This window comes from Bacillus rhizoplanae (assembly GCF_917563915.1).
GTDB classification, from domain to species: domain Bacteria; phylum Bacillota; class Bacilli; order Bacillales; family Bacillaceae_G; genus Bacillus_A; species Bacillus_A rhizoplanae.
This window is the reverse complement of record NZ_CAKJTI010000019.1, coordinates 55,879-68,365: the sequence shown is the minus strand read 5'-3', so window position 1 is coordinate 68,365 and position 12,487 is coordinate 55,879. Positions and strand designations below refer to the sequence as shown.

Below are 12,487 nucleotides of genomic sequence, written 5' to 3'. Positions count from 1 at the left end.
TCTTTCCACAGCATCATTAACAGTGTGTACACTGTATAATTTTATGCATAAACGGCTGATTTTATGTAAAAAAAAAGAACCGTTAAGATTCTATTCTTAACGGTTCTAAAAAGGTATATTACATTTCATCACAATGTTCTTCAAAGTACGACTGTAATTTAGCAATTACCTGCATTGGTTCATGACCTTCAATTTCATGACGCTCAACCATTGTCACAATCTTACCGTCTTTTAATAATGCAAACGACGGAGAAGACGGTGGATATCCTTCAAAATATTCACGAGCACGTGCTGTTGCTTCTTTATCTTGACCTGCAAATACAGTAACAAGATTGTCTGGGCGTTTATCATAATGAACCGAATGTGCTGCTGCTGGACGTGCAATACCACCTGCACAGCCACACACAGAGTTTACCATTACAAGCGTTGTGCCTTTCTTTTGTAATGCTTCATCTACCGCTTCTATTGTTGTTAATTCTGTATAGCCAGCTGCCACGATTTCTTCGCGTGCTTGACGGACAACATCATTCATAAAAAAGTTGAAATTAATCAAAGTTTTCCCTCCTCACATATACCTATCTGTATCTTACCAATAACTATTTCTAAAATACAAGTAAACTTACTTGCTTTGTATCATTTCTACATATGCTGCAATCATTTTTTTATGCGATCCTACAATATACTCTGGCAACTCTGTAATCGGAAAAAACTTTAGTTGTATCGCTTCCTCCTTATTTACAGAAAGTTCTCCTTCATAATCACTCGTATAATATGCAGCCGTTACGGTTTGAAATTCATCACCATTTGCTAGTTTCACAAAATATTTGGCACCCGAAAACACATTAATTAACTGCAAATTTTTCACATGAATACCGGCTTCTTCATAAACTTCACGACATGCTGTTTCTTCTGGTGATTCCCGTAACTCCATTAATCCACCAAGAAGTCCCCATTTCCCATGCGGTTCTTGCCTTTGTTGTAATAGCACTTCTCCATCTTCATTCAATACAAGAACAACTGAACCGACTAAGATTAAAGGGCGATGACCAACTATTTTTCGTAACTCTTCGACATATCCCATCGTAACAAACCCTTCTTTTTATTTCGTTGTCCACACCATTGTATCATATGTATTAAATGGAAAAATGCATAATTCTTTTTTACTTTTTAAGTAAAATATTTATTTGTCCCTTTTCATCAACTGTTGCTAATTGAATCGATTGAATAGGTACTTTTTGCTTTAACTCGTCTCTTACCCACTCTTCTGTTTTTTCTAATAAAGCGAGAACATCCTTTTGGACATTCCCATTCTTTACCAGGATAAATGTAATAGGTGATTGTTCTGCATATATTTTCATATCTTTTCGAGACACTTTTTCATATGCTGCATATTGAAATACAGAAACCACTCCACTTGCTTCCCATAACGCTAGTTTTACTGTTTGAATATCTGTAATACCTTGCAATCTCAGCTCAGAAAATAAATATTCTACTGTAATCCGTGCCTTCTTTAGATTATTAAACTGAACAGAACCATTATGTAGCAGAATAATCGGTGCAGGCTCTAAAAAACGTCTCCACCAATCCACCTTTAATGTCAAAATGGAACTTACTATATGAAGTACTACGAGAACAAATGATGTAATCAGAGAACCGAGAAGGCCTACTCTTTCATCAGATAATGCGTTCGATATATTTCCTTCTAATAATAGCACTAGCACAAGATCTAAAAAACGAAGCTGAGCAATAGAGCGTTGCCCCATTGTTTTTGCTACAATAATCAAAAACATATATGCCAATATGGCACGAATCACCCATCCAAAATTCGAAAGATGCTTTGTTCCTTCAAAGATGTGCATATGCATAATAAATGGCACCCCTTAATAAAATTCCTCCTTTTAGTTTGTGTTTATCTATATTGTCTATGTAAAAAACAATATAAATCTTTAATGAAATTACAAATCTACATAAGAAATGCGCTTTCAATTGATATTAATGATAAAAAGCCCGCCAATTGGCGAGCTTTTTATCATTAATATACAGAAGTATTATCTGCAGACGTATTTTCAAGAATTTCTTTTACGCGTCCTAAGAACTTACCGCAAATGAATCCGTCTAATACACGGTGGTCAAGAGATAGGCATAAGTTAACCATATCGCGTGCACCGAACATACCGTTATCCATAATTACTGGACGTTTCACGATAGATTCCACTTGTAAAATTGCCGCCTGTGGATAATTAATAATACCCATAGACTGAACAGAACCGAATGATCCTGTATTATTGATTGTAAATGTTCCACCTTGCATTTCGTCAGCTTTTAATGACTTCGTACGTACTTTTGTTGCAAGCTCAGTAATTTCACGAGCGATACCTTTAATTGTTTTCTCATCAGCGTGCTTAATAACTGGAACGAACAGTTCATCGTCAGTTGCAACTGCGATAGAAAGGTTGATATCTTTCTTCTGAACAATTTTATCGCCAGCCCACATAGAATTAATTTGTGGGTATTCTTTTAATGCTTGTGCAACAGCTTTTACAAAGAATGCAAAGAATGTTAAGTTGAAGCCTTCACGCTTTTTAAATTCACCTTTAATTGAATTACGGTATGAAACAAGGTCTGTTACATCCACTTCAATCATCATCCAAGCATGCGGTGCTTCATGCTTACTGCGCAGCATATTTGCAGCAATCGCTTTACGTACACCAGTCACTGGGATTTCAATATCTCCAGGCATTGTTGGTACAGATACTGGTTTTGCCGCTTCTGTTTTTGGAGCTGCTGCCTTTGGTGCTTCTTGCGTAATTGGTGCAGCTGCTGCTGCTTTCTTCGCACCTGCTTGTGGAATATTTCCAGATTCCACTAATTTTAAAATATCTTTGCGCGTAATACGGCCATTTGTTCCCGTACCTTCTACTACATCTAAGTCAATATTATGTTCACCTGCAAGTTTTAATACAGCTGGTGAAAAGCGTGGCTTACCATCAGTTGGTTGCTTCGCTTTTGGCGCTGCTGGTGCAGATACAGCTGTCTCTGCTTTTGGCGCCTCTTCTGTTTTTTCTTCTACAGCTGTTGCAGCTACTTCATTTGCACCTTCAACTTGAATCATACAAATCACTTCACCAACAGCTAATGTATCACCTTCGCCAGCGATTAACTCTGTAACAACCCCAGTGAAAGAAGATGGTACTTCTGCGTTTACTTTATCTGTCATTACTTCTGCAAGCGGATCATATTTATTTACATGATCGCCAACAGAAACAAGCCATTTACTAATTGTACCTTCCGTTACACTTTCCCCAAGCTGAGGCATCGTAATTTTTTCTACAGCCATGTATAGTCCCCCCGATTAAAATTCCGCAAGTTCGCGCATTGCTTTTTCAACTTTATCTGGATTTACCATAAAGAATTTTTCCATTGTTGGTGCATATGGCATTGCTGGAACGTCTGGACCTGCAAGACGAGCAATTGGTGCATCAAGGTCGAATAAGCAATTTTCTGCGATAATTGCTGCTACTTCACTCATAATGCTTCCTTCTTTATTATCTTCCGTTACAAGAAGAACCTTACCTGTTTTTGAAGCTGCTTCAATAATTGCTTCCTTATCTAATGGATATACAGTACGTAAATCAAGAATGTGAGCAGAAATGCCATCTTGTGCTAATTTTTCAGCAGCTTGAAGAGCAAAGTGAACACATAATCCGTATGTGATAACAGTAATATCATCACCCTCACGTTTTACATCTGCTTTTCCGATTGGTAATACATAATCATCTTCTGGCACTTCACCTTTAATTAAGCGATATGCACGTTTATGTTCAAAGAATAATACTGGATCTTCATCACGAATTGCTGCTTTTAATAAACCTTTTGCATCATATGGTGTAGAAGGAATGACAATTTTTAAGCCAGGTTGGTTTGCAAAAAGTGCTTCTACAGATTGAGAATGATACAATGCACCGTGAACCCCGCCGCCAAATGGTGCGCGGATTGTGATTGGACAAGTCCAGTCATTGTTAGAACGGTAACGAATTTTTGCTGCTTCAGAAACAATTTGGTTTACCGCTGGCATAATGAAGTCAGCAAATTGCATTTCTGCAATTGGGCGCATTCCATACATCGCTGCACCGATTGCTACCCCAGCAATTGCCGATTCTGCAAGTGGTGTATCAAGCGCGCGCATTTCACCAAATTGATCATATAATCCATTTGTCGCTTTAAATACGCCACCTTTTTTACCAACGTCTTCTCCTAATACAAATACTTTCTCATCGCGTTCCATTTCCTCGCGCATTGCTAATGTAATCGCGTCAATATAAGACATTACAGCCATGAAACGTTCCCCCTTATTCCGCGTATACGTGCTTTAATGCAGATTCTGGATCTGCATACGGAGCATTCTCTGCATATTCTGTTGCTTCGTTTACGATATGCATCACGTCATCTAACATTTGTTTTTCAGCTTCCTCTGTTAAAATACCTACTTCTGTTAAGTAGTTTGCAAATGTATAGATTGGATCTTTTTTCTTTGCTTCTTCCACTTCTTCTCTGTCACGGTACACACGATCATCATCGTCACTAGAATGAGCTGTTAAACGATAAGATACCGTTTCAATTAATGTTGGACCTTCACCACGGCGACCACGATCTGCCGCTTCTTTTACAGCTTTATATACTTCAAGCGGGTCATTTCCGTCTACTGTGTATCCTGGCATACCGTAACCGATTGCACGGTCAGATACATTTTTACATGCTAATTGTTTTTCAACTGGGATAGAGATTGCATATTTGTTATTTTCGCACATGAAAATAACTGGTAATTTGTGTACTCCTGCAAAGTTCGCACCTTCATGGAAATCACCTTGGTTGGAAGAACCTTCACCGAATGTAACAAATGTTACTAAATCTTTGCCTTCCATCTGTCCTGCCAATGCAATACCTACTGCGTGCGGTACTTGCGTTGTAACTGGAGAAGATCCTGTTACGATACGATTTTTCTTTTGTCCAAAGTGTCCAGGCATTTGACGTCCGCCAGAGTTTGGATCTTCTGCTTTTGCAAATCCAGATAACATAAGCTCTTTTGCCGTCATACCAAATGCTAACACGACACCCATATCACGATAATATGGCAATGCGTAGTCCTTTTCACGATCAAGTGCAAATGCTGCGCCTACTTGTGCAGCTTCTTGTCCTTGACAAGAAATTACAAAAGGAATTTTTCCTGCGCGGTTTAATAACCACATACGCTCGTCAATTTTACGTGCGAGTAACATCGTGCGATACATTTCTAATACTTGCTCATCGCTTAAGCCAAGCTCTTCATGGCGCTTTGCTTTTACTTCAGCCATTTTAACACCCTCCTAAATCCTTTTTACCCCGCTCTATTATAAAGCAAGAACGATACACTATCCATTCCCAATGGTTCACTTTTATCCGTGTAACGCTTTTCCATCAACTGCTAACGCAGCTTCACCAATTGCTTCTGATAGTGATGGATGCGGATGAATTGTATGTGCAACTTCCCAAGGCGTTGCATCTAATACTCTTGCAAGACCTGCTTCTGAGATCATATCTGTTACGTGCGGTCCAATCATATGAACACCAAGAATATCATTTGTTTCTTCATCAACAACAAGTTTCACAAAACCATCAGATTCTCCGTATACAAGCGCTTTACCGATTGCACGGAATGAGAATTTACCTACTTTTAATTTGTAGCCTTTTTCTTTTGCTTCTTGCTCTGTTAAACCGACAGAAGCAACCTCTGGGCTACTATATACACATTTAGATACCATAGAGTAATCAATTGGCATCGGCTCTTTTCTAGCAATATGTTCAACCGCTACAATTCCTTCATGAGAAGCAACGTGTGCAAGTTGCAAGCCGCCAATTACATCGCCAATCGCATAAATGTGTGATTCTTTCGTTTGATAATATTCATTCGTTTGAATATAACCTTTTTCAACAACGATATCTGTATTTTCTAGACCGATATTTTGTGTGTTTGCTTGTCTTCCAACAGATACAAGCATTTTTTCAGCTTTAAATTCTTTATTTTCACCGTTAAGTTCCGCTTGAATCGTAACACCATTATCTTTTACTAAAGTTTCTGGTAATACTTTTGCACCAGTTACAATTTTAATACCTTTTTTCTTAAGCAAGCGCTGCATTTCTTTAGAAACGTCTTGATCTTCAAGTGGAAGAACATGTTTTGCATATTCAAGTACAGTTACTTCCACACCGAAATCAGCAAGCATAGACGCCCACTCAATACCGATTACACCGCCACCAACAATAATAACAGATTCAGGAAGCGCTTCCATTTTCAAAGCATGGTCAGATGACATAACATATTCACCATCAAGCTCAAGTCCTGGTAAAGAATTTGGACGTGATCCTGTTGCAACGATTACGTTTTTCGGAATAAGCATTTCATTCTCTTCACCGCTTGCTAATTCAACAGAAATCGTTCCCGGCATCGGTGAGAAAATAGATGGGCCAAGAATACGACCAATTCCTTCATACACATCGATTTTCCCTTGCTTCATTAAATGCTGAACACCTTTATGAAGTTGGCTAACGATTTTTTCTTTACGTTCTTGTACTTTTGCAAAGTTTAATGAAACATCGCTTGTAACAACACCAAATTCTTCCCCTTTTTTCGCTGTTGCGTATACTTCCGCACTACGAAGTAACGCTTTACTTGGGATACAACCTTTGTGTAAACATGTACCACCAAGGTTCTCTTTTTCAACAAGCGCTGTTGTTAGTCCTAATTGTGATGCACGAATAGCAGCAACATATCCGCCTGTACCACCGCCAACAATAACTAAATCGTACTCTTTTGCCATATTTTTCAGCCCCTAGCTACGGTTTCTTTTTCCCTTACAACATACTCTTTTGCAACTTCTTCTTCACGAAGTACACGAAGCGCACCTTCTGCTAATGCTTGCAGTTCATCTTCTCCTGGATGTACAATGACATCTGCAATCCAATGAACGCGCTCTTTAATTTCATCAACAAGGATTTTGCTATATGCAAGTCCACCAGTTAAAACAATGGCATCTACTTTCCCATGAAGAACTGTACTTGCCGCACCAATTTCTTTTGCAACTTGATATGCCATCGCTGTATAAACAAGCGTTGCTTCTGGATCACCTTGTTCTACCATCTTTTCTACTTTAATTGCATCGTTTGTACCAAGTAAGCTTACTAAGCCTCCTTGTCCAACGATTTTTTTCATCATTTCATCACGGTAATAGTCACCAGAGAAGCACATTTCTACAAGCTGACCTACCGGAACTGTTCCCGCACGTTCTGGGCTGAATGGTCCTTCCCCATTTAAACCGTTATTTACATCAATAACTCTTCCTTTTTTATGAGCACCAACTGAAATACCGCCGCCCATATGTGCAATTAATAAGTTTAAATCTTCATATTTACGATCAAGTTCTTTTGCAACTTTACGAGCTACTGCTTTTTGGTTTAGCGCATGAAAAATACTTCTTCGCTCCATACCAGCTATTCCGCTAATACGAGCAATATCATTCATCTCATCTACAACTACTGGATCAACAATAAACGCTGGAATGTTAAGTCCAGAAGCGATTTCATATGCTAAAATACCCCCTAAATTGGAAGCGTGGTGACCACTATAACCATTTTTTAAATCTTCTAGCATAGCTTCGTTTACTGTATACGTACCACCTTCGATTGGGCGAAGTAATCCGCCGCGTCCACATACAGCATTTAACTTAGAAATATTAATGCCATGGGAATGAAGCACCTCTAAAATAGTTTGCTTACGAAATTCATATTGATCAATAATACGCTTATATTTCCCAATCTGTTCTTCGTCATGACGAATTGTTTCTTCTAAAACAGGTCTTTCGTTATCAAAAACACCAATCTTCGTAGATGTACTACCAGGATTAATGACAAGAATTCGATTCACGGACAAGGCTGCTCCCTCCACCATTTATTTAGAAAGACAGTAGCAACTTCCAAATAAAGCCGCTACTGCTTTCACATTTACTTTTTCTATCAATTAGCGACGGCTTAAAATATTGTGGCCGTTACTTAAAAATGTGCTGCGTGTATTTTTTAAACTTGCGATGCGCTCTTCAGCAAGACGATCTGCTGCTACATATGTTGGCACGCCATCACGTTTTGAAATTTCGATTACTTTTGCAATTGTGTCATAAATTGCTTCTACACGTTTTAATGCACGCTCTCTATTGTATCCGTATAACTCATCCGCTACGTTAATTACGCCACCTGCGTTAATAACATAGTCTGGTGCATATACGATACCCATTTCATGAACGACATCACCATGACGATCTTCTTTTAATTGGTTATTTGCAGAACCAGCAATTACTTTCGCTTTTAATTGTGGAATTGTTTCATCATTTACTGTTGCTCCTAATGCACATGGTGCATAGATATCACATTCTACACCGTAAATTTCGTTTGGTTCAACAGCAGTTGCACCAAATTCTTCTACAGCACGTTGTACAGCTTCTTTATTAATATCTGTAACGATTAATTTTGCACCTTCTGCATGTAGATGTTTACATAGGTGATAAGCTACATTTCCTACACCTTGAACAGCAATCACTTTACCTTCTAAGCTATCTGTACCGAACGCTTCTTTTGCAGCTGCTTTCATACCAACGTATACACCGTAAGCAGTTACTGGAGATGGGTTACCAGAAGAACCGAATGAAGGTGAAATACCTGTTACGAAATCTGTTTCTTCATGAATAATATCCATATCATCTACAGTTGTACCAACATCTTCTGCTGTGATGTAACGGCCGTTTAACCCTTGAATGTAACGTCCTAATGCACGGAACATTGCTTCGCTCTTATCTTTGCGTGGATCGCCGATAATAACTGTTTTTGCACCGCCTAGATTTAAACCAGCTGCTGCGTTTTTATATGTCATTCCTTTTGCAAGACGAAGAGCATCTTCAATTGCAGCTTCTTCAGAATCGTATGTCCACATTCTTGTTCCGCCAAGAGCTGGTCCAAGAGTTGTATCATGAATTGCAATAATTGCTTTTAATCCTGATTCTTTATCTTGACAGAATACTACTTGCTCGTAATCGTAAGTTTCTAAGTATTTGAAAATTTCTAATGTCATTGTAATTTCCCCCTTGATATGTTTAACATTTTCGATTTTAGCCCGTTATACTGGACTCATTTCCTTAATCATTAATGAAAATAAAACATGTACTGCAAGAAAGTTTATTTAGAAGCAGTCGTAACTGCCAATGCTAATGAATACACTTTTGTTTCTGCTGAATCTGAGCGAGATGTTAACACAATCGGTGCTTTTGCTCCGGCAATAATCGCTCCTACTTTTGCATTTGCAAAGTATACAAGCGATTTATATAATACATTTCCAGCTTCAATTGTTGGGACGAGTAAAATATCTGCTTTACCAGCTACATCACTTTGAATTCCTTTATGCTCTGCTGCAATTTGTGAAACAGCAATATCTAAAGCAAGTGGTCCATCAATGATACAATTTTTAATTTGTCCTCGACGATTCATTTGCGTTAACATTGCTGCATCAATCGTTGCTTGCATTGCTGGATTTACAACTTCCACAGCAGCGATCGGAGCTACTTTCGGTAATTCCACTCCTATTGCCTGAGCAACTTCAACTGCATTTTGTGCAATTGCCGCTTTTTGCTGCACATCTGGAGCAATATTCATCGCTGCATCTGTTACAATGATAAAGCGATCATAATTGGGTACTTCAAAAGCTGCAACGTGTGATAGCACACCGCCTTTACGAAGACCCCATTCTTTATTTAATACTGCTTTCAAAATGCTAGCGGTTGGAATATTCCCCTTCATAAGTACATCTGCTTCTCCGCCTCTTACAGCTTTTACTGCTAATTCAGCAGCTTCTGCATTAGATGTAGCAGAGATTACTTCAATATGTTCTGAAGGCTGTAATCCATGTTCCTGTAACATATTCATAATCGTTTCTTGATTTCCATATAGACGAAATTGAGCTAACTGTAATTGAACAGCCTTTGCAACTGCTTCAATTACTTCATGATCTTCAGCGACTGCAACAGCAACTGTTTTTTTCGGCTGCTCTGCTGCCTGATCAATTAAAGTTTGTAACTTCATATTTTGTAATCAACCCTTCCTCGTCGTCCCTCGCTTATATTAAAGCAAATATCGTGCCAACTTTTATATCCCCTTCAAATGTTTTTGAAAACGCATTCAAAACGTAGAAAAATCAACATTTTGTAACTAAACAAAAAATTTCGTCTAATTTCGTCACATTATATTTACCGTGCAATTTCTTGCACGGTATGAAAATTATTGCATGCCATTTTTTGCACGTTCGTATTTTTCTAGTTTATAATATAAATTCCGAACCGAAACCCCTAATGCTTGAGCCGTTTTCGTTTTATTCCCATCAAATCTAGATAAATACTCATGAATAATATTCCCTTCAAATTCAGCTACTAAATCCTCAAGAGGCTTTTCTTCTAAGTCAGGAAGTAAATTACTCCCTTTCAATTCAGATTGGTCCTCTTGATGTAACGGAGGTAAATGATGTACATCAATATACATTTCATTATAATTCATAAAAATAATTGCTCGTCCTAAAATATTTTCAAGCTCTCGAACATTTCCAGGCCAATCATACGACTGCAAATACTGCACCGCTGATTCCGTTAACCCTTCGACATTGCGCCCATAATCTTGATTAATTTTTTGAATTAACCGATCAGCAATTTCAGCGATATCATCTTTACGTTGACCGAGCGATGGAATATGAATCGGAATTTTATTTAAGCGATAATATAAATCTTCCCGAAAATCACCATCTAAAATTGCTTTTTCTAAGTTCACATGTGTTGCAGCAATGACTCGAACATTAATAGGAATCGGCTTCGTACCTCCGACCCTCACAATTTCTTTCTCTTGCAAAACACGGAGTAATTTTGCCTGTGTATTCGCAGACAGTTCTCCTATTTCATCTAAGAAAATACTTCCATTATTTGCTTCCTCAAAAAAACCACGCTTCCCTCCGCGTCGCGCGCCGGAAAATGCTCCTTCTTCGTAACCAAATAGTTCACTTTCTAATAATGATTCGGAAATCGCTGCACAATTTACCCGAACAAACTTATTGTACTTCCGATTGCTGCCATTATGAATGGCGTGTGCAAATAATTCTTTTCCAGTTCCTGACTCTCCGCGCAGTAGTACCGTCGCTGGTGTATTCGCTCCTAGTTTCGCTTGTTCAATTGCCGCTATAATCTCTTCTGACGTCCCAACAATATCATCGAATGAATATTTCGCCTCCAACGTACGAATAATTTGTCTTGCCCTATTTAATTCATTTGTTAATTTTTGGATTTCAGATACATCACGAATGACACCAACGCTTCCCTTTAAAATCCCATCAACAATAACCGGGGCTACGTTTACAATAACATCTCTCTTTTTTTGACCAATCTTCATATGAATACCACGCACTGCTCTGCGTGTCCGAAGCACTTTCATATGCATACTTTCTCCTTCTACAATATCCGTTGTCGCCGGTTTACCAATAATATCTTCATCAGAAAGACCTGTTAATTTTGTATAGGCTGGATTAATAACAAGCCCTCGTCCTTGTTCATCAACAACGGAAATCGCTTCTTCAGAAGAATGAATAATTGCTTCTAGCAGCGTTTGAATTTCTTTTAAATTCGTCACTTCTTCAGCCAAATTTAAAATTTCGGTAATATCTTTAAAAACCGCAAACGCCCCTTGCACTTCTCCAATTTCATTTAAAATTGGAATGCGCGTTGAAATAATTTTCTTTCCATTATGCAATGTTAATTCTTGATTAATCTCAATTTGTTTCGTACGAACAATACGAAGTAACTTACTTGTTGGAATTACTTCTAAAATGTACTTATTAACAACATCTTCGCTTTTATACCCTATCATTCGTTCCGCACTTTTATTGAATAATAGTACATTCCCATCTTTATTAACAACAATCATACCATCGTGCGTTGAATTTAAAATCAGGTCACGCTGCTGCGTTTGTTCTTTTAACTGCCCAATTAACATTTCTTTTTCATGCGCAAGCTTAACAACAATATTCGCAACGTCACCCGGGACAAGCAGTACATCTTCTTTTTTCTTCACTAAAACCTTTTCATACACACTGTAGTCACCTGTCATATCAAAGATGGCATCAATATCCTCTCGTATAAACGCTTCCCAATCACTTCCTGTAGAAATATAAAGACCCTTTGCAAGTTGTATACCTTTTGCCTTTTCATCAATATCCACAATCGCAACCACTTCAAATATATTCGATTTTTGCAGCAGACCTAGAATCGCACTACCTCCAGCACCTGCTCCAATAATTAATGCTCTTTGTCTCATATGCCACCAATCCTTCCGCAGCACCTCTGCAAAATTTTTCACACCTCTATCTTACTTGTTCCGA

At 38.3% G+C, this 12,487-nt stretch carries 11 protein-coding genes; all 11 read right to left on the bottom strand.

All coding sequences use genetic code 11. From position 1 onward, the window contains the following. Positions 1-118: 118 nt before the first annotated feature. The gene (locus LRP84_RS16010) at positions 119-532 is read right to left on the bottom strand and encodes a BrxA/BrxB family bacilliredoxin (protein ID WP_230575995.1); all 414 of its coding nucleotides are present in this window, start codon (positions 530-532) and stop codon (positions 119-121) included. Between the two features lie 87 nt (positions 533-619). Continuing rightward, positions 620-1,081, bottom strand: a complete 462-nt coding sequence (locus tag LRP84_RS16005) for an NUDIX hydrolase (RefSeq protein WP_230575991.1) — start codon at positions 1,079-1,081, stop codon at positions 620-622. Positions 1,082-1,160: 79 nt separating this feature from the next. After that, positions 1,161-1,865, bottom strand: coding sequence for a DUF421 domain-containing protein (locus LRP84_RS16000; RefSeq protein ID WP_230575990.1), 705 nt, complete (start codon positions 1,863-1,865; stop codon positions 1,161-1,163). 167 nt (positions 1,866-2,032) lie between these two features. After that, positions 2,033-3,337: a dihydrolipoamide acetyltransferase family protein gene (locus LRP84_RS15995; RefSeq protein ID WP_230575989.1), complete on the bottom strand. Its 1,305-nt coding sequence runs from the start codon at positions 3,335-3,337 to the stop codon at positions 2,033-2,035. Between the two features lie 15 nt (positions 3,338-3,352). Beyond that, the gene (gene bfmBAB / locus LRP84_RS15990) at positions 3,353-4,336 is read right to left on the bottom strand and encodes a 3-methyl-2-oxobutanoate dehydrogenase subunit beta (RefSeq protein ID WP_230575988.1); all 984 of its coding nucleotides are present in this window, start codon (positions 4,334-4,336) and stop codon (positions 3,353-3,355) included. Positions 4,337-4,349: 13 nt separating this feature from the next. After that, a complete protein-coding gene (gene bfmBAA / locus LRP84_RS15985; protein WP_230575987.1) occupies positions 4,350-5,351 on the bottom strand; it encodes a 3-methyl-2-oxobutanoate dehydrogenase subunit alpha in 1,002 nt (333 codons plus the stop codon). 81 nt (positions 5,352-5,432) lie between these two features. Continuing rightward, positions 5,433-6,854: a dihydrolipoyl dehydrogenase gene (gene lpdA, locus LRP84_RS15980; protein ID WP_230575986.1), complete on the bottom strand. Its 1,422-nt coding sequence runs from the start codon at positions 6,852-6,854 to the stop codon at positions 5,433-5,435. A 5-nt stretch (positions 6,855-6,859) separates the two neighbouring features. Continuing rightward, on the bottom strand, positions 6,860-7,963 hold the full coding sequence (gene buk / locus LRP84_RS15975) for a butyrate kinase (protein ID WP_230575985.1): 1,104 nt from the start codon (positions 7,961-7,963) through the stop codon (positions 6,860-6,862). 87 nt (positions 7,964-8,050) lie between these two features. After that, on the bottom strand, positions 8,051-9,151 hold the full coding sequence (locus LRP84_RS15970) for a Leu/Phe/Val dehydrogenase (protein WP_230575984.1): 1,101 nt from the start codon (positions 9,149-9,151) through the stop codon (positions 8,051-8,053). Between the two features lie 104 nt (positions 9,152-9,255). Beyond that, complete coding sequence (gene yqiS / locus LRP84_RS15965) at positions 9,256-10,155, bottom strand: phosphate butyryltransferase (protein WP_230575983.1); 900 nt, start codon at positions 10,153-10,155, stop codon at positions 9,256-9,258. Between the two features lie 195 nt (positions 10,156-10,350). Continuing rightward, entirely contained in the window at positions 10,351-12,423 is a 2,073-nt protein-coding gene (locus tag LRP84_RS15960; RefSeq protein WP_230575982.1) for a sigma-54 interaction domain-containing protein, read from the bottom strand. Positions 12,424-12,487 lie beyond the last annotated feature (64 nt).

Coding starts and splice junctions, on each gene's coding strand:
- LRP84_RS16010 (WP_230575995.1), bottom strand. CDS start 532: ATGAATGATGTTGTCCGTCAAGCACGCGAAGAAATCGTGGCAGCTGGC.
- LRP84_RS16005 (WP_230575991.1), bottom strand. CDS start 1,081: ATGGGATATGTCGAAGAGTTACGAAAAATAGTTGGTCATCGCCCTTTA.
- LRP84_RS16000 (WP_230575990.1), bottom strand. CDS start 1,865: ATGCATATGCACATCTTTGAAGGAACAAAGCATCTTTCGAATTTTGGA.
- LRP84_RS15995 (WP_230575989.1), bottom strand. CDS start 3,337: ATGGCTGTAGAAAAAATTACGATGCCTCAGCTTGGGGAAAGTGTAACG.
- bfmBAB (WP_230575988.1), bottom strand. CDS start 4,336: ATGGCTGTAATGTCTTATATTGACGCGATTACATTAGCAATGCGCGAG.
- bfmBAA (WP_230575987.1), bottom strand. CDS start 5,351: ATGGCTGAAGTAAAAGCAAAGCGCCATGAAGAGCTTGGCTTAAGCGAT.
- lpdA (WP_230575986.1), bottom strand. CDS start 6,854: ATGGCAAAAGAGTACGATTTAGTTATTGTTGGCGGTGGTACAGGCGGA.
- LRP84_RS15970 (WP_230575984.1), bottom strand. CDS start 9,151: ATGACATTAGAAATTTTCAAATACTTAGAAACTTACGATTACGAGCAA.
- yqiS (WP_230575983.1), bottom strand. CDS start 10,155: ATGAAGTTACAAACTTTAATTGATCAGGCAGCAGAGCAGCCGAAAAAA.
- LRP84_RS15960 (WP_230575982.1), bottom strand. CDS start 12,423: ATGAGACAAAGAGCATTAATTATTGGAGCAGGTGCTGGAGGTAGTGCG.